Origin of the sequence: Pseudomonas sp. Y5-11 (assembly GCF_022368695.1) — a bacterium.
Lineage (GTDB): Bacteria > Pseudomonadota > Gammaproteobacteria > Pseudomonadales > Pseudomonadaceae > Aquipseudomonas > Aquipseudomonas parakoreensis.
Window position 1 is genome coordinate 1,937,849 of record NZ_CP058974.1, and the last position, 20,342, is coordinate 1,958,190.

21 protein-coding genes and 1 pseudogene are annotated in these 20,342 nt (G+C 61.1%); 12 read left to right on the forward strand and 10 right to left on the reverse strand.

The window, feature by feature from the left end:
• The first annotated feature begins 3 nt into the window (after nt 1-3).
• Entirely contained in the window at nt 4-963 is a 960-nt protein-coding gene (locus tag HXW87_RS08495; RefSeq protein ID WP_239778750.1) for a MerR family transcriptional regulator, read from the forward strand.
• 3 nt (nt 964-966) lie between these two features.
• Here the strand turns inward: HXW87_RS08495 and HXW87_RS08500 are convergent, their stop codons facing one another.
• Nucleotides 967-1,572, reverse strand: a complete 606-nt coding sequence (locus HXW87_RS08500) for a hypothetical protein (RefSeq protein ID WP_025109427.1) — start codon at nt 1,570-1,572, stop codon at nt 967-969.
• A 55-nt stretch (nt 1,573-1,627) separates the two neighbouring features.
• Nucleotides 1,628-2,104 carry a PAS domain-containing protein gene (locus HXW87_RS08505; RefSeq protein ID WP_121183736.1) on the reverse strand — a complete coding sequence of 159 codons (477 nt, stop codon included), beginning with the start codon at nt 2,102-2,104 and terminating at the stop codon, nt 1,628-1,630.
• 152 nt (nt 2,105-2,256) lie between these two features.
• On the opposite strand from HXW87_RS08505, the gene HXW87_RS08510 reads away from it, so the two are divergent.
• A complete protein-coding gene (locus tag HXW87_RS08510) occupies nt 2,257-2,712 on the forward strand; it encodes a flavodoxin (RefSeq protein ID WP_041073948.1) in 456 nt (151 codons plus the stop codon).
• Here HXW87_RS08510 and HXW87_RS08515 read toward each other — a convergent pair.
• Complete coding sequence (locus tag HXW87_RS08515; RefSeq protein ID WP_239778751.1) at nt 2,702-3,589, reverse strand: LysR family transcriptional regulator; 888 nt, start codon at nt 3,587-3,589, stop codon at nt 2,702-2,704. The two genes, HXW87_RS08510 and HXW87_RS08515, sit on opposite strands and share 11 nt — an antisense overlap.
• 94 nt (nt 3,590-3,683) lie before the next feature.
• On the opposite strand from HXW87_RS08515, the gene HXW87_RS08520 reads away from it, so the two are divergent.
• The 5 genes from HXW87_RS08520 (at nt 3,684) to HXW87_RS08540 (ending at nt 7,682) form a co-directional block, all read left to right on the forward strand.
• Nucleotides 3,684-4,070, forward strand: coding sequence for a CidA/LrgA family protein (locus HXW87_RS08520; protein WP_239778752.1), 387 nt, complete (start codon nt 3,684-3,686; stop codon nt 4,068-4,070).
• On the forward strand, nt 4,060-4,746 hold the full coding sequence (locus HXW87_RS08525; protein WP_095667474.1) for an LrgB family protein: 687 nt from the start codon (nt 4,060-4,062) through the stop codon (nt 4,744-4,746). The genes HXW87_RS08520 and HXW87_RS08525 overlap by 11 nt, the downstream gene beginning before the upstream one ends.
• Before the next feature lie 131 nt (nt 4,747-4,877).
• Entirely contained in the window at nt 4,878-5,660 is a 783-nt protein-coding gene (locus HXW87_RS08530) for a class II aldolase/adducin family protein (protein WP_182403885.1), read from the forward strand.
• Nucleotides 5,660-6,562 (forward strand): alpha/beta hydrolase, encoded by a 903-nt coding sequence (locus tag HXW87_RS08535; protein WP_086793805.1) that lies wholly within the window; start codon nt 5,660-5,662, stop codon nt 6,560-6,562. Before HXW87_RS08530 ends, HXW87_RS08535 begins: the two co-directional genes overlap by 1 nt.
• Nucleotides 6,563-6,770: 208 nt before the next feature.
• Nucleotides 6,771-7,682: an SDR family oxidoreductase gene (locus HXW87_RS08540; protein WP_239778753.1), complete on the forward strand. Its 912-nt coding sequence runs from the start codon at nt 6,771-6,773 to the stop codon at nt 7,680-7,682.
• Between the two features lie 355 nt (nt 7,683-8,037).
• On the opposite strand, the gene HXW87_RS08545 is transcribed toward HXW87_RS08540, so the two are convergent.
• Nucleotides 8,038-8,832, reverse strand: coding sequence for an IclR family transcriptional regulator (locus HXW87_RS08545; protein WP_047291777.1), 795 nt, complete (start codon nt 8,830-8,832; stop codon nt 8,038-8,040).
• Between the two features lie 165 nt (nt 8,833-8,997).
• Between HXW87_RS08545 and hmgA the strand changes: the two genes are divergently transcribed.
• The 4 genes from hmgA to HXW87_RS08565 all read left to right on the forward strand — a co-directional run bounded on the left by hmgA (nt 8,998) and on the right by HXW87_RS08565 (nt 13,775).
• Complete coding sequence (gene hmgA / locus HXW87_RS08550) at nt 8,998-10,302, forward strand: homogentisate 1,2-dioxygenase (protein ID WP_239778754.1); 1,305 nt, start codon at nt 8,998-9,000, stop codon at nt 10,300-10,302.
• 3 nt (nt 10,303-10,305) lie between these two features.
• Nucleotides 10,306-11,610 carry a fumarylacetoacetase gene (gene fahA, locus HXW87_RS08555; protein WP_239778755.1) on the forward strand — a complete coding sequence of 435 codons (1,305 nt, stop codon included), beginning with the start codon at nt 10,306-10,308 and terminating at the stop codon, nt 11,608-11,610.
• A 12-nt stretch (nt 11,611-11,622) separates the two neighbouring features.
• A complete protein-coding gene (gene maiA, locus HXW87_RS08560; RefSeq protein ID WP_182403894.1) occupies nt 11,623-12,258 on the forward strand; it encodes a maleylacetoacetate isomerase in 636 nt (211 codons plus the stop codon).
• A 146-nt stretch (nt 12,259-12,404) separates the two neighbouring features.
• Nucleotides 12,405-13,775, forward strand: a complete 1,371-nt coding sequence (locus HXW87_RS08565) for an aromatic acid/H+ symport family MFS transporter (protein WP_239778756.1) — start codon at nt 12,405-12,407, stop codon at nt 13,773-13,775.
• A 51-nt stretch (nt 13,776-13,826) separates the two neighbouring features.
• Here HXW87_RS08565 and HXW87_RS08570 read toward each other — a convergent pair whose 3' ends face one another.
• Nucleotides 13,827-14,630, reverse strand: a complete 804-nt coding sequence (locus tag HXW87_RS08570; RefSeq protein WP_239778757.1) for a transglutaminase family protein — start codon at nt 14,628-14,630, stop codon at nt 13,827-13,829.
• A 172-nt stretch (nt 14,631-14,802) separates the two neighbouring features.
• Here HXW87_RS08570 and HXW87_RS08575 point away from each other — a divergent pair, with 172 nt between their 5' ends.
• Complete coding sequence (locus tag HXW87_RS08575) at nt 14,803-15,822, forward strand: Glu/Leu/Phe/Val dehydrogenase dimerization domain-containing protein (RefSeq protein WP_239778758.1); 1,020 nt, start codon at nt 14,803-14,805, stop codon at nt 15,820-15,822.
• A gap of 196 nt (nt 15,823-16,018) precedes the next feature.
• On the opposite strand, the pseudogene HXW87_RS08580 reads toward HXW87_RS08575, so the two are convergent.
• The 5 genes and pseudogenes from HXW87_RS08580 to HXW87_RS08600 all read right to left on the reverse strand — a co-directional run.
• Nucleotides 16,019-16,258: pseudogene (locus tag HXW87_RS08580) on the reverse strand (YebG family protein); the annotation flags it as partial.
• Between the two features lie 188 nt (nt 16,259-16,446).
• Nucleotides 16,447-17,217 (reverse strand): SDR family NAD(P)-dependent oxidoreductase, encoded by a 771-nt coding sequence (locus tag HXW87_RS08585; protein WP_239778759.1) that lies wholly within the window; start codon nt 17,215-17,217, stop codon nt 16,447-16,449.
• Nucleotides 17,218-17,230: 13 nt separating this feature from the next.
• The gene (locus tag HXW87_RS08590) at nt 17,231-18,379 is read right to left on the reverse strand and encodes an NADH:flavin oxidoreductase (RefSeq protein ID WP_095667467.1); all 1,149 of its coding nucleotides are present in this window, start codon (nt 18,377-18,379) and stop codon (nt 17,231-17,233) included.
• Nucleotides 18,376-19,620, reverse strand: a complete 1,245-nt coding sequence (locus tag HXW87_RS08595) for an AfsA-related hotdog domain-containing protein (protein ID WP_239778760.1) — start codon at nt 19,618-19,620, stop codon at nt 18,376-18,378. Before HXW87_RS08595 ends, HXW87_RS08590 begins: the two co-directional genes overlap by 4 nt.
• Before the next feature lie 138 nt (nt 19,621-19,758).
• Complete coding sequence (locus HXW87_RS08600) at nt 19,759-20,313, reverse strand: acyl-homoserine-lactone synthase (protein ID WP_145597451.1); 555 nt, start codon at nt 20,311-20,313, stop codon at nt 19,759-19,761.
• Between the last annotated feature and the right edge of the window lie 29 nt (nt 20,314-20,342).

Sequence of the window (20,342 nt, forward strand, 5' to 3'; positions counted from 1 at the left end):
ACAATGGCTGTTATCACGGACGCTGACCCTGCTTTGCAGGCCTCTGTCGCACTTGAGCGCGAAGAGTTGTTCCCTATTCGTGAGGTGTCGCGCCTGACCGGCGTCAACCCGGTAACGCTGCGTGCATGGGAGCGTCGCTACGGTTTGATTCAGCCGACGCGCACCGAAAGCGGGCACCGGCTGTATTCGATGACCGAAATCGAGCGCGTGCGCAGCATCGTCGACTGGATCGACCGCGGCGTGGCGGTGAGCAAGGTCGGCAAGATCCTCGCCAAGACCGAGCCGCTGAAAGTGCTGGCGCATATCATTCCTGATGATCTGGTGCAGGCGGGTTACGCGCAGTGGCAACAGCAGGTGCAGGTTGCAGTCAGCGCGTTCGATGACCGCGCGCTGGATCAGGTCTACAACCAGATTTTCTCTTCATATTCGCTGTCAGTGGTGTTCCAGGACATTCTCATGCCGTTGTGGCTGCAGATGCTGCAGCGCCAGGACGCCTTCGGCCAGACCAGCGAATGGTTGTTTTTCGACGGGTTCCTGCGGGCGCGAGTCCTGCAGCGGATTGTCGCGCTGCGCGGCGCGCAACCGCGCAAAGTGATTGTCAGTGCGCTCGCCGGTCAGTGTCGTGAACTCGAATTACTGGTTGCCGCGTTGTTTCTGAGTGGCAATGACGCCGGGGTGCGGGTGCTCACCACCGGTCAGCCATTCGATGAGTTGGCGCTGGTGTGCGAGCGGATCAAGCCGCAGGCGCTGGTGCTGTTTTCCAATCACGCCCCGACAGCCGATTTGCCGCGACGGTTGAACCGTCTGGCGTTAAGTCTGGATTGTCAGGTGATGCTGGCCGGCGATACCGCCGATCTGGCGCAGGACAGTCTGGCGGGATCGTCGATCGGCTGTCTGGGCAATGAAGGGGTGACGATGCGTCAGCGCATGACGCAGTTTCTCGCGGGGACGCTGGATACCTGAATATCAGGTGTGCAGGGCGGGGTGGGTCAGACGGTGTTGTTGCAGGATGAACTGACGCAGGCGTTCGGTTTCATCGGCATCGGTCTGGCTCAGCTCGTAAGCGTAGAAGCCATGCTCGGTTTCGCGCTCGAAATTGCCGCGCAGGGAGATCCGCTCATAACCTGAAGGGCTGAACCACAGGGCGAAATGCTTGGGCGGTTTGGTCTTGTTGCGCATTTCCAGCAGCACGCCTTTGTGCGACACCTCGTGCACCCACATCATCCCCGGTTGGCCCTTGGCATTTTCCAGCGCGACCGGCTCTTCGAGGGTCAGACGCCATGGGCGAACCATCGGCCCGTCTTCGTAAATGCTGGGTACGCCCAGACGCAGGTGCAACGCGTGAAATTCGTCTTCCACCAGGTGCAACGGGAAGGTCATCTGCTGATTTTCGAAGTTGGCCTGGATGGTCACTTGCTCATGAGCCGCCAGGCGCGTGAGCAGGTCACGGATCTGCGAGCCACCATTGACCAACAGGCTCGACGTCGCATCCCGCACATTGAGTTGCGGGTTGTGCTGCATGGTCTGGATGAAATCCAGCTCATCCTGGGTCAGGAGGGCGTCGCGTTGCATGGCCTGGCTCGAAAGAATTAGTTACAAAGTCATTGGTGATTGTAGTTACTGACACTTAGTTCGCCGTTTTGTTTGCGCCGTTCGTCGCTTTCAGGGCAGAGAGTTCGGCTTGCAAGGCGGCAACCTGTGCTTCCAGTTGCGCGACGCGTTGCTGCGCCTTGACCTGAACCGTGACGTCCTTCTGCACGCCGACGAAATAAGTCTGGCCATCATCGGCGTTTTGTACCGTCGATAGCGACAGTTCATTCCAGAAAGGCGTGCCGTCCTTGCGATAATTGCGCAATGTTTCGCGACACGCGCCACCAGCGCGCAGCACTTCGCGAATCCTTTCCAGACTTGGCTGATCGCGGTCGCCGGACTGCAGAAAACGGCAATCCTGGTAGAGAATTTCTTCGCTGCTATAACCGGTCAGGCGCTCGAAGGCCGGGTTTACGTAAATCAGGATGTTGTCCTGTTCGCCTTCCTTTTCTGCAACCACGATCCCGTCGTTCGAAGCGTTGATCACCATTTGCAGCAGACTGGCATTGATCATCAATGAATCCTTTCAGTGTCGATATTGGCTGGCATTCTAGAAGTTCCAGCCAGTCTGTCTACTGGCCATCACGGCTATTCGGGCCTGGATCGCGGCTTTTACGTCGGACTGCTACTATCGCCGCTCTTTTTTCCAGCTTCAGGATCAGATTGATGAAAGTCGCCATCCTCTCCGGCTCGGTTTACGGCGCGGCCGAAGAAGTCGCCCGTCACGCGCAGAACCTGCTGAAAGACGCCGGTTTTGAAACCTTCTACAACTCGCGCGCCAGCCTGGCGGATATACAGGCGTTCGGCCCTGAAGCGATTCTCGCGGTGACCTCGACCACCGGCATGGGCGAGTTGCCGGATAACCTGCAGCCGCTGTATTTCAGCCTTCGCGATCAATTGCCGATGGCCTGGCGCGGTTTGCCTGGCGCGGTGATCGGTTTGGGCGATGCCAGTTACGGCGATACGTTCTGCGGTGGCGGCGAGCTGATGCGTGAGTTGTTCGCCGAGCTGGGCCTGCGCGAAGTACAGGAGATGCTGCGTCTGGACGCCAGCGAAAGCGTGACCCCGGAAACCGATGCCGAGCCTTGGCTGGCGCAGTTGATCGCCACGCTCAAGGGCTGATCGCGCGCTCGCGCAGCAGGGCCAGCCAGGCCTGCGCGGCTTTCGACAGATAGGCGCCGCGACGCCAGATGAACGCGATATCCCAACGCAGATAATCTGGCGCGCGCAAGGTCAGGCGCACCACGCCCGGACGCTCCAGTGCCCGGGCGACCACGCTCGGCAACAGCACCACGCCTTGCCCGGCCGCCACCAGCGCCACGAGAAAATCCGCTTGGCCACTGCGCCCGCCTTCTTTCGGGGTAAAGCCCAATTGCTGGCACGCCTGCAATAGACGGTCATTGAGCACGAAGCTGCGCTGATACAGCAGGAACGGTGTTTCGGCCAACTCCTCCAGAGCAATTTCATCGCGCGCCGCCAGTGGATGATCCACCGGCAGCAACGCGTCGAGCTTCTCATCGCAGAACGGCTGAAAATCGAACTGCGGATCCTTGGGCTGCAAGCTGCCACCCAACTCCAGTTCTCCGCTGAGCACCGCCTGTTCCACGTTACGACTGCCGCCCTCAAGCAATTGAATGTTGATGTTCGGATAACGCCGCCGATATTCGGCGAACAAACCGGCGAACAACGCATCGCTGCCCAGCAGCGGCAGACCGAGGCGCAATTCGCCGCGCGCCAGTTGGCTCAGATCGTCCAGTTCGCTGAGCAACTCCTGACGCAAGCGCAGCATGCCCTCGGCGTGTTGCAGCACCACGCTGCCCGCAGCGGTCAGGTGCAACTGGGAGCCGAGCCGTTCGAGCAACGGCGTGCCGAGACTCTGCTCCAGTTGCGCGACTTGTTTGCTCACCGCCGACTGACTGACGTGCAGGGTTTTCGCCGCCTGGGTAAAGCCGCCTTGACGCATGACTTCGACAAAACTGCGCAGCTGTTTAAATTCCATGGTCCGATTCCGTTTTGGAATAGCCATGAGTCTAACAATTCGCTTCTGGGATGACAGGCCGCTTCGTAAAATAAGCCCCTGTAAGGAGCCCATCATGAACGCTGCATTCCTCACGTATGTTTCCCGTCTGATAGCAGAACTGGCCGTGTTGCTCGGTCTCTATTTGCTCGGCTGCCAGATTGCCGCGTGGCTGGCCTGGCCAATCCCCGGTGGCGTTATCGGCATGGCCCTGTTGCTGCTGGCGTTCGCGTTTGGCTGGGTCAAACCGGCGGCGCTGCAACTGGGTGCCGGCTTGCTGATGGCCGAGATGCTGCTGTTCTTTATTCCGGCACTGATGAGTCTGCTCGACTACGGCGCACTGCTGCGTGATGACGGTTGGCGGATTCTGCTGGTGATTGGCGCCAGCACCCTGATGGTGATGCTGGTGACGGCCTTCACCGTGGAGCTGGCCGTGCGCCTGAGGCGGTCCCATGAAGCTTGAATGGATGCCGATGTTCTGGCTCGCTTTCACTCTGTTGGCGTATCTGTTCAGTCGCTGGATTTATCGGCGTACCGGGCGTTATCTGTTGTCGCCGCTGATTCTGGTGCCGGCGCTGCTGCTGGCGCTCGCCATACCGTTGCACACGGCCTATGCCGAATACGCCAGCAACACCCATTGGTTGATGCTGGTGCTCGGGCCGGTGACCGTCGCTTTCGCGGTGCCGATCTGGCAGCAGCGACGTCTGCTGGTGCGGCACTGGTCAGCGCTGTTGCTGGGCATGCTCGCCGGCAGCGCGGCATCGATCGCTACTTCGTTTGGCCTGGCCAGGGCGCTGGCGCTGGATACCTCAGTCACGATGTCGCTGGTGCCGCGTTCGATCACCACGCCGTTCGCCATGCCGCTGGCGCAGGATCTGGGTGGCGTGCCGGAACTGACGGCCGTGTTCGTGATGTTCACCGGCGTGTTCGGTGCGATGCTCGGCGGCGTGCTGCTCAAGTGGCTGCCGCTGCGCAGTGCCTTGGCGCGCGGTGCATTGTTTGGGGTTGGCGCGCACGGTGCCGGCGTCAGTCGGGCGCATGAAGTGGGCGGTGAAGAAGGCTCGGTGGCCGGGCTGGTGATGGTGCTGACGGGACTGCTCAATCTGTTCGCCGCGCCTTTGTTGGCGTCGTTGCTTTGACATGGATCCAAGCTGTTTGCATGGCTGACCCGCTCAGTCATCAAGCTGGCTGGCAATGCAACTACGTGAGCCCCGGGAGCTGACTAGACTGCTGACACGTGCCAAACAATAAGAACGCAGAGGTGCATACAGTGAGCGTAGCCCCCGTCCAGTCGCCCGTTAATGTCAAAGACCAGGTCAGTGCTGCGGAGTGGCAGACCCGGGTCGATCTCGCCGCCTGTTATCGACTGGTCGCCCTGCATGGCTGGGACGACCTGATCTTCACCCACATTTCCGCCAAGGTCCCGGGCACCGAAGACTTCCTGATCAACCCGTTCGGCTTGATGTTCCATGAGATCACCGCCTCAAGCCTGGTCAAAGTCGATCAGGCCGGCAACAAGCTCATGGACAGTCCCTACGAAATCAATCCCGCCGGTTACACCATCCACAGCGCCGTGCACGAAGTGCGGCACGATGTGGTGTGTGTACTGCACACGCACACCGCGTCCGGCGTGGCCGTTTCAGCGCAGAAGCAGGGCGTGTTGCCGATCAGCCAGCAGTCGCTGTTCGTGTTGTCGAGCCTGGCCTATCACGCCTACGAAGGCGTGGCGCTGAATCACGAAGAGAAAGCGCGCTTGCAGGCCGACCTGGGCGAGAACAATTTCCTGATGCTGCACAACCACGGTCTGCTGACCTGTGGCGGCACCATCGCCGACACCTTTCTGATGATGTTCACCTTCCAGCGCGCCTGCGACATTCAGGTCATGGCGCAGACCGGCGGTGCTGAACTGATCGCCATCGAACCGCAGATCCTGGCGGGCGCCAAAGCGATGATCGCCGGCGTCACCAAAAGTGCTCAAGGCATGGGCGGCGCGCTGGCCTGGCCGGCGTTGCTGCGTAAACTCGATAAACAAGACCCCGGATATAAACTCTGATGCCTCTTGCCGAGATTCCTCTGTGTGTCTGGCGCAAACGCAGCCGGACATTTGTCTTTCGCGGCCAGTCGATCCGTTACTGGACGGCGGGGCAGGGTGAGCCGCTGTTGCTGATCCATGGCTTTCCGACGGCCAGTTGGGACTGGCATTACCTGTGGCAGCCGTTGGCCCAGCGCTATCGGGTGATCGCCTGTGACATGCTCGGTTTCGGTGATTCGGCCAAACCGTTGCATCACAGCTACAGCCTGCTGGAACAGGCCGATTTGCAACAGGCGCTGCTGGCCCATCTGCAGGTCGAGCAACCTCTGCATATTCTGGCTCACGATTACGGCGACAGCGTCGCCCAGGAACTGCTCGCGCGGCATTACGAAAACCGGCTCGCCGTCGCCAGTTGCGTGTTCCTCAACGGCGGGCTGTTCCCGGAAACCCATCGCCCGGTGCTGATGCAAAAGTTGCTGCTCAGCCCTTTGGGCTGGATGATTGGCCGGGCCTTCAGCCGTGATGCATTGGTAAAAAGCTTTCGGCAGATTTTCGGCCCGCAAACCGGCCCCAGCGAAAGCGAACTGGATGATTTCTGGAGCCTGATCGAGACCCACCGCGGCCCGCGCATCCTGCACAAACTGATTGGCTACATCCCCGAGCGCCGGGCGCAACGCGACCGCTGGGTAGCGGCCATGCAGCGTGATGACATCCCGTTGCGAGTGATCGATGGCGAAGTCGATCCGGTCTCGGGTGCGCACATGGTCGAGCGTTACCGCCAGTTGATCGCCGGCGCCGACACGGTGTTGTTGCCGGGCATCGGCCACTATCCACAGATCGAGGCGCCGGTGCAGGTGCTCAAACATTATCTGGCGTTTCGTGATCGCCTGGAGTTGCCGCCGCGCAAGGTGGCGTGCTCCTGAGAGATCAAAAGATCGCAGCCTGCGGCAACTCCTGCACAAATTAATGCAGGAGCTGCCGCAGGCTGCGATCTTTTGATCTTTTGATCTTTTGACGCCCTCATCATCCCCCACCGTTATCGCGCACCATTCAGCCTCAGCCGTATTTGTTGTGACCCAAAGCCCTGTGCCTGACACTCGGACTCAATACTGGCCTGCTGGAGTTCCTGCGATGAATGAGTCCGTACGTTTCGAAGATAAAGTCGTGATCGTCACCGGCGCCGGTGGTGGCCTGGGCCGGGCGCATGCTTTGCTGTTCGCCCGGCATGGCGCCAGAGTGCTGGTCAACGACCTCGGCGGCTCGACCCAGGGCGAGGGCGCCAACGCCTCCGCCGCCGACCGTGTGGTGGCGGAAATTCGTGAAGCCGGTGGCATTGCCGAGGCCAACCACGACTCGGTCACCGACGGCGACAAACTGGTGCAGAACGCCCTCGACGCCTTTGGCCGTGTCGACGTGGTGGTGAACAACGCCGGGATCCTGCGCGACAAGACCTTTCACAAAATGGACGATGCCGACTGGGATCTGGTCTATCGCGTTCACGTCGAAGGCGCCTATAAAGTCACCCGCGCCGCCTGGCCGCACCTGCGCGAGCAAAACTACGGCCGGGTGATCTTCACGGCATCCACTTCGGGCATCTACGGCAACTTCGGTCAGTCCAATTACGGCATGGCCAAACTCGGCCTCTACGGATTGACCCGTACCCTGGCCATCGAAGGGCGCAAGAACAACATTCTGGTCAACGCCATCGCGCCCACTGGCGGTACGCGCATGACCGAGGGCCTGATCCCGCCGCAAGTGTTCGAACAACTGAAACCGGAACTGGTCAGCCCGCTGGTGGTGTACCTGGCCAGTGAGCAGTGCCAGGAAACGTCCGGTCTGTTTGAAGTCGGTGGTGGCTGGATGGGCAAAGTGCGCTGGGAGCGCAGCCTCGGCGCCGGGTTCGATCCACGCAGCGGTTTCTCCCCGGAAGACGTTGCGGCACATTGGCAGCAGATCTGCGATTTCGAAGGGGCGGCGCATCCCAAGGACAACATTGAAGCGCTGAAGGAAATGATGGCGAATCTGCAGAAGTATTCGCTTTGACATCTGCCATGACCGTCAAGCGACCTGTCCCACCGGCATAAATCTCGCCCATAAAAAAGGCCGCTGCAAACGCAGCGGCCAAGGTAAGACGTTGGATCAAGGAGCTACAAATCAACGTCAGTGAACACCAGGGCGATCAATCGAAGCATCGATTCATCTGAAATCGGTCAGCGCTGGCGCGAGTTGTTCGGCAGCCAAGGCTGGTTGCTTTGCGGCGTGTGCCGTGAAAGCCCGCTCAGAATAAGCACTTGAGATCGAAGGAAACAGAGCGATTCCGGACATGCACTGTTACGGGGCATGCAACAGTCGTGTCCGGCTACACTATTGGGTCACTGAAGGGATTGTGGCTGTTGTTTCAAGGGCGCAGGTCGTCGGCCTGATAGCCCATGCGCCAACTGACGGCGCGTGCCGCCGCCAGCAATCGCCGGGCGGCCGGGCCGTTTTCATCCGCGTGGAACAATGAAGTCGGGCCGACAATCGTCAGTACCGCTGCGATCTGCCCGACGGCGTTGAACACTGGCGCCGACAATGCATCTACGCCCGGCATCAACAAACCGTGCACATGATGCAGGCCGCGTTCGCGGATCTGTTCACACAGGCTGACGTAGTTTTTTTCATCGGCCAGCGGATGGTCGGCGATGGCGGTTTCCAGTACGCGCAGTTCATCGGTTTCGCGATGCGGCAGATAGGCACTGAACACCAGGCCAGTGGATGAACTGAGCAGCGGTAATACCGAACCCAATTGCGTGACCACCGTCACCGCGCGCACCGCCGGCTCGATGTGCACCACGGTCGCGCCCTGATTGCCCCACACCGCCAGAAAGCAGGTTTCATTCAGTTCATCGCGCAACTCCGACAGCGGCAGGGCGGCGACTTTCAGCACGTCCATACTGTTCAGGGCTGCCAGGCCCACGCGCAACGCTTCACGGCCGAGTCCGTAATGGTTGGTGGCGGCGTTCTGCTCGGCGAAACCACTGGCGATCAGGGCCTGAAGATAACGGTGCACCTTGCTCGCCGGCATCTGCACATGTTCGGCCAGCCGCGACAACGAGGTGGAGGGCGACAACTCGGCCAACGCCTTGAGGATGTCGGTGCCGACCTCGGCGGAGCGGACTTTCTGTTTGCCGTTGCTGTCGCTGGTTTTTTCCATGGTGCGGCCGGGATCCGAAAACGAATGGGCGTCTTTATAGCTTGACGCTGGTTAGCGAGCAAATTACGTTATGCGTAATCGAATTACGATAATAACAACCCCGGCGTGCGCAAAGCTCTGAGCCAGAGCGATGGGCCACTGCCGACTCCCTGTTCAGGAGGCTCCATGAACCTCGATTCAAACGCGTCGGCGCTGGTGTACCAGTCCGGTTTCGGCAACGAATTCAGCAGTGAAGCGTTGCCCGGCGCCTTGCCCATCGGCCAGAACTCCCCGCAAAAAGCGCCCTACGGCCTCTACACCGAATTGCTCTCCGGCACGGCGTTCACCATGACCCGCAGTGAAGCGCGGCGTACGTGGCTGTACCGGATTCAACCGTCGGCCAATCACCCGGCGTTCGTCAAACTGGAGCGGCAACTGGCCGGCGGCCCGCTGGGTGATATAACCCCGAATCGTCTGCGCTGGAATCCACTGCAGATGCCCGCGGAGCCGACCGACTTCATCGACGGCCTGGTCGGCATGGTCGCCAACTCGGCAGCGGAAAAACCGGCCGGCATCAGCATCTATAACTACGCCGCCAACCGCTCGATGGAGCGGGTGTTCTACAACGCCGACGGCGAACTGCTGCTGGTGCCGCAACTCGGGCGACTGCGCATTGCCACCGAACTCGGTGTGCTTGAAGTCGCGCCGCTGGAAATTGCTGTGCTGCCGCGCGGTCTGAAATTCCGCGTTGAACTGCTTGATCCGCAGGCGCGCGGCTACGTTGCCGAGAACCACGGCGCGCCGCTGCGCCTGCCGGACCTGGGGCCGATCGGCAGCAACGGTCTGGCCAATCCACGGGACTTCCTCGCGCCGGTCGCTGCCTACGAAAACCTGCAGCAGCCGACGACGCTGGTGCAGAAATTCCTTGGCCAGTTGTGGGGCACCCAACTCGATCATTCGCCGCTGAACGTGGTCGCCTGGCACGGCAACAACGTGCCGTACAAATACGATCTGCGCCGTTTCAACACCATTGGCACCGTGAGTTTCGATCATCCTGACCCATCGATTTTCACCGTGCTGACCTCGCCGACCAGCGTGCATGGCATGGCCAACCTCGACTTCGTGATCTTCCCGCCACGCTGGATGGTCGCCGAGAACACCTTCCGTCCACCGTGGTTCCATCGCAACCTGATGAACGAGTTCATGGGCCTGATCCACGGCGAATACGACGCCAAGGCTGAAGGCTTCGTGCCCGGCGGTGCATCCCTGCACAGCTGCATGAGTGCCCACGGCCCGGACGGCGAAACCTGCACCAAAGCGATCAACGCCGAACTCAAACCAGCGAAGATCGACAACACCATGGCCTTCATGTTCGAGACCAGTCAGGTGCTGCGCCCAAGCCGTTTCGCCCTCGACTGCCCGCAACTGCAATCCAATTACGACGCCTGCTGGGCCACGCTGCCCGCCACGTTCGACCCGACCCGGAGATAACCCATGACGCAGAATTCCATCACCCGCAGCTGGGTCGCTTCGGCCAACGGCCACGCGGATTTCCCGTTGCAGAACCTGCCGCTGGGCGTATTCAGCATCAACGGCTCGGCGCCGCGCGCGGGCGTGGCGATTGGCGAACACATTTTCGATCTGCAAGTGGCGCTTGAAGCCGGTCTGTTTGACGGTGCCGCGCGCAGTGCGGTCGAGGCCATGCACGGCGGCCTGTTGAACGCCTTCTTCGACCTCGGTCGCGAAGCCCGTGTCGCCTTGCGTACGCGCTTGCTGGAACTGTTCAGCGAGGGCAGCAGCCATCGCGGCGCCATCGAAGCCCAAGGCGCAAAACTGCTGCCCTTGGCTGCCGATTGCCAGATGCACCTGCCGGCCCGCATCAGCGATTACACCGACTTCTACGTCGGCATCGAACACGCGCAGAACGTCGGCAAACTGTTCCGCCCGGACAACCCGTTGTTGCCGAACTACAAGCACGTGCCGATCGGTTATCACGGTCGCGCCTCCACCGTGCGCGCCTCCGGTACCGACGTGCGCCGCCCCAAAGGCCAGACCCTGCCAGCCGGTGCCAGCGAGCCGACCTTCGGCCCGTGCGCACGATTGGACTACGAGCTGGAACTGGGCATCTGGATAGGTCAGGGCAACGACATGGGCGAGCCGATTGCGATTGGTGACGCCGCCGAGCACATCGCCGGTTTCTGCCTGCTCAACGACTGGTCGGCCCGCGATATCCAGGCCTGGGAATACCAGCCGCTGGGCCCGTTCCTGTCCAAGAGTTTTATCACCAGCGTCTCACCGTGGGTGGTGACGGCCGAAGCGCTGGAGCCTTTCCGCACGGCACAACCGGCGCGCCCTGAAGGTGATCCGCAGCCGCTGCCTTACCTGTTCGACAAGCGCGATCAGGAGGGCGGTGCCTTTGACATCGAACTGGAAGTGCTGCTGCTCACCGAAGCCATGCGCGAGCAGAATCTGCCGGCTCATCGCCTGACCCTGAGCAACACGCGCTACATGTACTGGACCGTCGCACAAATGGTCGCGCACCACAGCGTCAACGGCTGCCAGTTGCAGGCCGGCGACCTGTTCGGTTCGGGCACTTTGTCCGGTCCGGAAAACGGTCAGTTCGGCAGCCTGCTGGAAATCACCGAGGGCGGCAAAAAGCCGATCGAACTGGCCTCCGGCGAAGTGCGCAAATTCCTCGAAGACGGTGACGAAATCATCCTGCGCGCCCGTTGCGCCCGAGACGGTTTTGCCTCGATCGGCTTCGGCGAATGCCGCGGTACAGTGCTGGCGGCGCGCTGACAGGAGCGGCTCATGGATCTCTACACCTATTACCGCTCCACCTCGTCGTACCGGGTGCGTATCGCTCTGGCGCTGAAGGGGCTCGACTACAACGCGCTACCGGTCAATCTGATTGCGCCGTCCGGGGGCGAGCATCGGCAGGCGGCGTATCTGGCGATCAATCCGCAGGGCCGCGTGCCGGCTCTGCGTACGGATGAGGGCGAGTTGCTGATTCAGTCGCCGGCGATCATCGAGTATCTGGAAGAGCGTTATCCACAGCAGCCGCTGCTACCGGAAGACCTCGCCGCCCGCGCTCATGTGCGCGGTGTGGCGGCGGTGATCGGTTGCGACGTGCATCCGCTGCACAACGTCAGCGTGCTCAATCGCCTGCGCCAGCTGGGCCACGAAGAGCCGCAGGTGGTGGAGTGGATTGCGCACTGGATCAGTCAGGGGCTGGCGACCGTCGAGCAGTTGATCGGCGACAGCGGTTTCTGTTTCGGCGAGTGGCCGTGTGTGGCGGACGTGTACCTGATTCCACAGTTGTACGCGGCGCAGCGCTTCGGTGTTTCGCTGGAGGCTTATCCACGGATTTGTCGCGTAGCCGCGTTGGCGGCCGAGCATCCGGCGTTCATCAAGGCGCATCCGGCCAACCAGCCCGATACACCGTAAGACCCTGTGGGCGCGAGCCTGCTGGCGAAGAGGTCGTATCAGCAGACATTCTTTTGGCTGGCACACCGCTTTCGCGAGCAGGCTCGCTCCCACCTCGGGTCCGTGTTGTCCCTAAAAAATCATAAAAACAAAACAGGTACCTTGCGATGCACAACCAGATTGCCAGCTTCCGGGCGGCACTCGACGCCCGTCCTGTGTCCCGCTATCAGTGGTTGCTCTTGATCCTGCTCGCCTTGTTGCTGGTCACCGACGGCTATGATGCCCAGGTGCTCGGCTACGTGGTGCCGGCCCTGGCGCAGGACTGGGGCCTGGAGAAAGCCGCCTTCGGGCCGGTTTTCAGTGCCAACCTGTTGGGCCTGACCCTGGGTTCGCTCGCGGTGACGCCGCTGGCCGACCGCTTCGGCGTGCGGCGGATTCTGCTGGCGTGCGTGCTGATCTACGCCACCCTCACGGTGCTGATGGTGTTCGCCGATTCCCTGAATACCCTGATGATCGCGCGTTTCATTTGCGGCATCGGCATGGGTGGCGCGATGCCCAGTGCCATGGCCCTGATGTCGGAGTATTCGCCGCCGCGCCTGCGCACCTTGATGGTCACGCTGGCCGCTTGCGGCTTTTCCTTTGGCGGTGCGGCGGGTGGTTTTGTTGCGGCAGGGTTCATTGATCGCTTTGGCTGGCAAGCGGTGTTCCTTGCCGGTGGTGTCACGCCGCTGCTGCTGTTCCCGTTCCTGTGGTGGATGCTCCCGGAATCGCTGCCGCGACTGCTGCGCGATGCACCGCCCTATGCGCGCCTGCGCAAAGTCACCGCGCGAATGCTGCCGGACTGGCAGCCACCGGCCGCCTCGGTCGAGCAGAACGAGCGCGAGCAGGGCAGCAAACTGACCGTGGTCGAGCTGTTCCGCAACGGTTATGCACGACCGACCCTGCTGATCTGGGCGACGTTTTTTGTCAGCCTGATTCTGTTGTATTTCATGATCAGCTGGCTGCCGACGCTGTTGCTCGAAAGCGGTCTGCAACTCAATGAAGCCAATCTGGTGACCTCGATGTTCCTGTTCGCCGGCACCTTGGGTGCGGTGTGCATGGCGTGGTTCGCTGACCGGCTCAAGCGCAAGGTGCGCCTGCTCTGCGCAGTGTTGGCCGGGGCGGCTGTGTGCACGATTCTGCTGGGGCTGAATCACGACAATCCGCGCTATCTGGTGGCCTGCGTGTTTGCCGCCGGGTTCTGCATCATCGGTGGGCAACTGACGCTGAACGCTTTCGCCAGTAACTTCTATCCGGCGCAGGTGCGCGCCACGGGCACTGGCTGGGCGCTGGGGGTAGGGCGCTTCGGTTCGATCCTCGGGCCGCTGTTTGGCAGCCTGCTGCTGGCGATGCACATTCCGGTGGCGCAGATTTTCTTCTTCTGCGCGATTCCGGCGGTTATTGCGGCACTGCTGATCATCCAGGTGCGTTCGCCCTCAGATATCCCGCAATCCAATGTTGGGGCGAGCTTGCTCGCGAAGAACGATAACGCGGTTTAAAGGATAAACCGAGGCGCCTGCTTCGCGAGCAGGCGCGCTCCCACACAGGGATTAGTGGACCACGGAATTCGGAGGCAGGTGCCCGAGCCGTTCGGTCAGGCGCAGGCGCTGGATCGGATCGTCACTGAGCAGCAACGCATGCTCCAGATCGAAACGCTCGGCGTTCGGGCAGTCGAGGCGCTGATACAGGCTGGCGCGAGCCAGGTAATCGGCAGCGCTGGCACCGCCCAGTTCCAGCACGCGTTCGGCATCGATCAACGCAGCGATGTAATCCTCGTGCGCCAGATGCAACTGGCGCAGGTTGCGTGACAGGCGCTGCAGCATTTGGACCGGAGTGGCGACCAATAGATGCTCGGCGTTGAGTTTCATGTGTGCGCCGTACTGACGCTGCAACAACTCGCGACAATCATTCGGATAAAGCCGCCGACCGCCGCAGGGATCCAGCAAGTGATCAGCGCCGGGCACCCGCAGCAGGAAATGCCCTGGAAAGTTCACGCCGACCAGCGGAATTTCCAGACTGCGCGCCAGTTCCAGGGCTATCAGGGACAGGCTCAGTGGCTGGCCGCGACGGGTCTGCAACACCTTGTGCAACAACGCGACCTGTGGGCGCAACGGCAAAAAATCATCCTGGGCGAACCCCAGATCATTCATCCGCCGCAGCAACGGTTGCGCCAGTTCGCTGACTGGCAGCATCGGCAAACCGTGGCTGACGCGCTGTTGCAGCTCCTTGAAGTCCTGTTGCAGTGCTTCGACATCCAGGCCTTTTTCGTGCTCGGCAGCCATCCACAGCGCCGCTTCGAACAGTGCGGGCGGTGAACGGTGCAGACACTCGAAAAAACGTTGGCGCGGACTCATCGAAATCTCCGGGGCATGCCTCGTTTTAGCCCCGTCCGTGCCATTCGTCCAGTACCGGCCGGGTTATGCCGCAAAGTCGCCGTTGGCGCCGACGCTTATTCCGGTGCGCTTCAGCAATTTTTGGGCGCAAGCCTATACTGGCGACTACCAGAAGTGATTCGGGAGCCTGCCGATGTTCGCTCTCATGCAAAGCACTCGCCTGGAATCGCTGCACCTCAGCGTTGACCCGGTCACCGGGTTGAAGGCGGTCATTGCCATTCATAACAGTCGCCTCGGGCCTGCCCTGGGCGGTTGCCGTTATCTTGCCTATCCCAACGACGAATCCGCAGTCGAGGACGCCATTCGCCTCGCGCAGGGCATGAGCTACAAAGCGGCGCTGGCCGGACTGGCCCAGGGCGGCGGGGTGGCAGTGATCGTACGCCCGGCGCATGTGGAAAACCGCGGTGCGCTGTTCGAGGCTTTCGGGCGCTGTATCGAGCAGCTCGACGGGCGCTACATCACCGCCATCGACAGCGGCACGTCGGTGGCGGACATGGATTGCATCGCCCAGCAGACCCGGCATGTCACCAGCACCACCTCGGCCGGTGACCCGGCACCGCACGCGGCGATGGGGGTGTTCACCGGCATTCGCGCCACCGCCATGGCGCGGCTGGGCAGCGACAATCTTGAAGGCTTGCGCGTGGCGATTCAGGGCTTGGGCAACGTCGGTTATGCACTGGCCGAGCAGCTACACGCGGCAGGCGCCGAATTGCTGGTCAGCGACATCGACCACGGCAAGGTGCAACTGGCGATGGAACAGCTCAACGCGCATCCGATCGCCAACGACGCCTTGCTCAGCACACCCTGCGACATCCTTGCGCCTTGCGGCCTCGGCGGGGTGCTCAACAGTCACACGGTGACGCAATTGCGCTGCTCGGCGGTGGCCGGTTCGGCGAACAATCAACTGACGCATCTGGATGTGGCTGATCAACTCGAGCGTCGGGGGATTCTGTATGCGCCGGATTATGTGATCAACGCGGGCGGGTTGATTTATGTCTCGCTCAAGCATCGCGGTGAGGAGCTGGGGACGATCACTGCGCATCTGTCGAAGATTTCCTCGCGACTGACCGAAGTGTTTGCCCATGCGCAGGCCGAGAAACGCTCGCCGGCGCGGGTGGCGGATGAGTTGGCGGAGAAAGTCCTGTATCGCTGAAAAGCAAAAGATCGCAGCCTGCGGCAGCTCCTACATATGGAATGCGTATTCCCTGTAGGAGCTGCCGCAGGCTGCGATCTTTTCGATTCAAACGTTGTTACTTGGCAGCTTTCGCCGCTTTTGCCGGTTTGACCGGCGCTTCATCGGATTTTGCCGGCCCAGTCTCTTCAGCCACTGGCTCGGCCGGTGCATTGATCAGCTCCGACAGCGCATCAGGCTGGCTCTTGAACGCCTTGGCGAACACATCGCGGTTCTTCGCCATGTAGATCCCGACTTCTTCAACCTGTTGCTCGTTCAGCGACGGCACGGCTTTTTGCAACACTTCGGACAGCATCTCGGCCAGTTCGAGCATTTTGTCATGACGGTCAGCTTCGGCTTTATCCATGAACAAGCGCTCCAGATCTCGGCTGCTGCGGTATACCACTTCGACGGCCATTCACCACCTCACATGCCTTCACATTTAGTTGTCTTAGCGACTACTGTATTTATATACAGCGAAAGGATAAGCGAATCCCTGCGCTTTGGGTAGTGGCTTTTCAATGTAGACCGGATTCGGCGATTTTCCTGATTCACGCCCCTCAAACAAAACGACCCGCACGCGGCGGGTCGTTGGTTTGTTTGATTTCAGAACTTGCCGCTGGCGTAACCCCCATCGATGGGCATGATCACACCCGTGACGTAAGCGGATTGATCGCTGAGCAGCCAGAGCACCGCGTTGGCCACTTCGTCCGCCGTGCCGAAGCGCTTCATCGACGTCACGTTGATTTTGCGCTGGGTGTTTTCCGGTGCGGCTTTCAGGCGTGCCTCGCTGTTCATGCCGCCGAGGATCGGTCCCGGGGCGACCGCATTGACGCGAATGCAGCCACCGTCTTCCAGCCGCGCATTTTCGATCGACGCCACTTGGGTCATGCCGTTGATCGCCTGCTTGCTGGCGACATAGGCCACCTGGCCGCCAATCGGCACCACGCCGGCGCAGGACGAGGTATTGACGATGGCCCCGGTGCCGCGGGTGAGCATCAGTTGCAGTTCATGGCGCATGCAGTGGTAGGTGCCGTTGACGTTGATGTTCATCACCTTCATCCAGTCATCCGGGCACGATTGCGCGAGCGCTCCGTACTTGGCGGTCACGCCGGCATTGTTGAACGCGCAATCGAGGCGGCCGTAGGCCGAACGAATGGTCGCGAACGCCTGCTCGACCTGCGCCGGATCCCCGACATCGCAGGCGATGAAGCGGCAGTGTTCACCCAGCCGATCGGCCAGCGCCGCGCCTTTTTCCTCGTCCCGGCCGAACACGATCACCTCGGCGCCGGCCTTGATCAGGCGTTCGCTGACGGTCTCGCCGATGCCGCTGGTGCCGCCGGTGACCAGGCATACTTTTCCCAGAAAATCGTACATATGTCGCATCTCCTTATGCCAACGCGGGGCGTAAATATTTCGGGTTCACGCAGCAATACACCCGATCCAGTTGCGGATTGCTCTTGTCGCTGAAGCACTGGCTGTCCCACCGGCATTTGTGGATATCGGCGGAGCGGCCCTGCAGGGTTTTGTTGATCAGGTCGTTGTCGGCAAACAGCGCCCGCGACATGCCCACCCAATCGCATACGCCGTCGGCCAGCAACTGCTCGGCCTTGTCCAGACCGTCGATGAAACCGGCGTACCCCACCGGTACTGTCGCCACGGACTTGATCGCCCGCACGCCGGCTTGCAGGTAGGCGTCCATGGTCTCGGAATGCACAATCAACTGGCCGAAGGTCGCGCCCATGCACATCGAACATTCCAGCGCGGCAACGCCGGCCTGACAGAGCGCCTGCACGGTTTCCTTGATGTCCGGATATTGCAGCCCTTCCGCGCCCAGACGGTCGTCGATGCCCAGACGAATGGTGACGATCAATTGGCCCTGGGTGCGCTCGCGAATGGCCCTGACCACGTCAAGCAACAGCCGCGCGCGGTTCTCTTCGCTGCCGCCATAGCGGTCGGTGCGCTTGTTGGTGTGCGGCGAGAGAAAACTGCTCAGCAGGTAGCCGTTGGACGCCTGCAACTGCACCAGGCGTGCGCCGTTGGTCCAGGCCAGCCAGGCGGAATGGGCGAACTGCTCGATCACCAGGGCGATGTCGGTTTCGTCCATGATCCGCACGCGATAATCCGGATCAAGTTTCGACACGCGCGGGCAGGGCACGCCGCTCGGGGTCAACACGGCAACCCCGGTGTGGGTGGTGGTGCCCTGGCCGCCGTAATGCTGCAGTTGCACACCCACTGGCGTGTTGACCTGCTCGGCCATGGCGAACATCGCCCTGAGCGATTCGCCCTGATGTGCTTCGAACAGGCCGAGCCCGGTGCTCTGCAAGCGTGACTGCGGCGAGACCGTGGCGTTGCACAGAAACGCCATGGAGCAGCCGCCCTCCATGATGCCCTGATAAAACTCGATCATGGCGGGCGTCACGCACCCGCTGTGATCGGCCAGGTCCACGCCCATCGACGCGAAGAACAGCCGATTGCGCAACTCCAGCCCGCCGGCCAGCCGCAGCGGCTCCAGCACGTGGGGATAGCGCGTCATCATGCTTCCTTCCTGTGTTCGGGCATTGCGCTGGTCTGATCGAAGGTCATCCACACCGGTTGTCCGAGAGCGGGCGCCGGGGCCGGAGCGGTTTCTTCGTGGGAGAAGTAAGCGAATTGTTTGAGCACCTCGCGCCACTTGAAGCGCAACGGCGAATCCAGCTCTGCCAGATGCAGTTTGAGCGTGCCGGCCTTTGTCGCGTCGCTGGCGTGCAGCGATTGCAGCGGCAGACTGAGCATCCCTTCGCTTTCCAGATACAGGTAAACGTGGCCGCGCTCGGAGGCGTCGAGCGGGCTGTCGCATTGTACTTGCAGGCCGGCCATCGACAGCAGCTCCAGACGGGCGGAGAGGTGACGCCCGGAATCCAGGCGCACCAGCACTTCATGGCGTATGCCCTTGAGCGGGCGGAACCAGCAGGCCGGGTCGATGTTGATATTCCGCATGCGCTTGAACACCGGCATCTTGATCACTTCGCCATGCAGGCGAATGTCGGCCACCAGTTCGCCGCGCTGAAAGAAGCGTGCACGCTTGTCGACCTTGCGCGCCCGTGGCTGCGCCATGCCTTCGTAGTCGCCGACCAGCACATCCACCTGAAACGAAGACTCGGTGTAACGGGGAAAACTCGACAGCAGATCAACGATGGAAATCGACACCTCGCCGCGGGCGTAACCGCTGTGCTCGTAGAACTGTGCATACATCGCTTGGCGTGCCGCTTCGATCAGCATCAGGCCCGGGACATGCTCGTGGTGCTTGCGGTAGAAAAAGTAATTGGCGGTGTCGTTGAACAGGGTGAAATACAGCAGACCCTGCTGCGGGCAGCCGTCCAGGTTTTTCAGGACATCATGCACCTGCCGGCGCTGATCGAGGCTCAGGCCGTTGTCGCAACCGGGCAGTCGAGCCAGTTTGGCTTCGGTGCTTTCCAGCACCCAGACGCCGCTGAGGATCAGGTGGTCGGTGGTCTTTTCGTAATTCGTCAGCAGCTCCGGCAGACAGTCGGACAGGCCCGCCTGTTCGAGCGCCTGCAGGTCGATGATGGTTGGCAGTGAGCGCAGCACCAGGCGCTCGCTGTCCAGCCGATAGGCCTGATTGATAACCTGCAGATCCATCGGATCAAGGTTGGCCCGTTGCACGATGGCCGCAGGCAACCAGGCCGGCAGCAAGTGGTGAGCGTCGTAAATCAGCACATCGTCGTCGTGGCCCTTGTGGACGATGTCTTTGGCAACTTTCCTGTGCATGTCGATCATGATCATCCCTCTGTGTTGAACGTTGGTTTAAGGCAGTTGCTATCCATGGCGTGAAATCGACCCACACCGAAAGGTGCTGCTCGACGCGTGTCGGCAGCTTCAGTTGATGTGTTTTTTGTTATCGCGTGTCGAGCAGTTTTACTGCACCGTGATGTAGCAGGCGCCGAGGGTTCGGTTGTCCAGGACCTGTGGCGGCGCCAGCCATTTGTAGTCAATGCCGCCGCGTTTGAGCAGGCGGCCGATGGCAACCGGGGACACCGACACCAGATGTGAAACGCCGCAGGTTCGGGCGTACTCGAGCGTGGCCATGAACAGGCCGACGGTATTTTCGTCGGACATCACTTGTTCGTTTTTGCCGCCCTCGGCATCGAGGTCCAGTGAGGTGAAGCGCGACAGCTCCCAGATGTCATCACCGCACGGTGCAGGCTGGTCACCGAGCAACGCGGTGAACACCTCACTCAGCAAATACGGCTGGGTGGTTGGTAACAAGCGTGCGCAACCTTTGATGTTGCCGTCTTGTTCTTGCGCAACGATGTAATGGGTGCCGCTGTGGTCGAACTGATCAAACTCGAAATCGTCCGGTGTTGATAATTGCCAGCCGAGGCGTTCGACAAAGACCTGATAGCGATATTGAGCCAAGCGTTGACGCTTTACTGTCGTCAACTGGTCATAACGTCCTGACAAGTAATCCATCACAGATTCCGTTTAGTGATTGGTTGGGT

What these genes read in the sequence shown, in the direction of transcription:
- HXW87_RS08585 (WP_239778759.1), bottom strand. Translation starts at nt 17,217, where the DNA reads ATGTACGATTTTCTGGGAAAAGTATGCCTGGTCACCGGCGGCACCAGC.
- hmgA (WP_239778754.1), top strand. Translation starts at nt 8,998, where the DNA reads ATGAACCTCGATTCAAACGCGTCGGCGCTGGTGTACCAGTCCGGTTTC.
- HXW87_RS08500 (WP_025109427.1), bottom strand. Translation starts at nt 1,572, where the DNA reads ATGCAACGCGACGCCCTCCTGACCCAGGATGAGCTGGATTTCATCCAG.
- HXW87_RS08535 (WP_086793805.1), top strand. Translation starts at nt 5,660, where the DNA reads ATGCCTCTTGCCGAGATTCCTCTGTGTGTCTGGCGCAAACGCAGCCGG.
- HXW87_RS08515 (WP_239778751.1), bottom strand. Translation starts at nt 3,589, where the DNA reads ATGGAATTTAAACAGCTGCGCAGTTTTGTCGAAGTCATGCGTCAAGGC.
- HXW87_RS08575 (WP_239778758.1), top strand. Translation starts at nt 14,803, where the DNA reads ATGTTCGCTCTCATGCAAAGCACTCGCCTGGAATCGCTGCACCTCAGC.
- HXW87_RS08570 (WP_239778757.1), bottom strand. Translation starts at nt 14,630, where the DNA reads ATGAGTCCGCGCCAACGTTTTTTCGAGTGTCTGCACCGTTCACCGCCC.
- HXW87_RS08540 (WP_239778753.1), top strand. Translation starts at nt 6,771, where the DNA reads ATGAATGAGTCCGTACGTTTCGAAGATAAAGTCGTGATCGTCACCGGC.
- HXW87_RS08520 (WP_239778752.1), top strand. Translation starts at nt 3,684, where the DNA reads ATGAACGCTGCATTCCTCACGTATGTTTCCCGTCTGATAGCAGAACTG.
- maiA (WP_182403894.1), top strand. Translation starts at nt 11,623, where the DNA reads ATGGATCTCTACACCTATTACCGCTCCACCTCGTCGTACCGGGTGCGT.
- HXW87_RS08545 (WP_047291777.1), bottom strand. Translation starts at nt 8,832, where the DNA reads ATGGAAAAAACCAGCGACAGCAACGGCAAACAGAAAGTCCGCTCCGCC.
- HXW87_RS08590 (WP_095667467.1), bottom strand. Translation starts at nt 18,379, where the DNA reads ATGATGACGCGCTATCCCCACGTGCTGGAGCCGCTGCGGCTGGCCGGC.
- HXW87_RS08505 (WP_121183736.1), bottom strand. Translation starts at nt 2,104, where the DNA reads ATGATCAATGCCAGTCTGCTGCAAATGGTGATCAACGCTTCGAACGAC.
- HXW87_RS08510 (WP_041073948.1), top strand. Translation starts at nt 2,257, where the DNA reads ATGAAAGTCGCCATCCTCTCCGGCTCGGTTTACGGCGCGGCCGAAGAA.
- HXW87_RS08600 (WP_145597451.1), bottom strand. Translation starts at nt 20,313, where the DNA reads ATGGATTACTTGTCAGGACGTTATGACCAGTTGACGACAGTAAAGCGT.
- fahA (WP_239778755.1), top strand. Translation starts at nt 10,306, where the DNA reads ATGACGCAGAATTCCATCACCCGCAGCTGGGTCGCTTCGGCCAACGGC.
- HXW87_RS08525 (WP_095667474.1), top strand. Translation starts at nt 4,060, where the DNA reads ATGAAGCTTGAATGGATGCCGATGTTCTGGCTCGCTTTCACTCTGTTG.
- HXW87_RS08495 (WP_239778750.1), top strand. Translation starts at nt 4, where the DNA reads ATGGCTGTTATCACGGACGCTGACCCTGCTTTGCAGGCCTCTGTCGCA.
- HXW87_RS08565 (WP_239778756.1), top strand. Translation starts at nt 12,405, where the DNA reads ATGCACAACCAGATTGCCAGCTTCCGGGCGGCACTCGACGCCCGTCCT.
- HXW87_RS08595 (WP_239778760.1), bottom strand. Translation starts at nt 19,620, where the DNA reads ATGATCGACATGCACAGGAAAGTTGCCAAAGACATCGTCCACAAGGGC.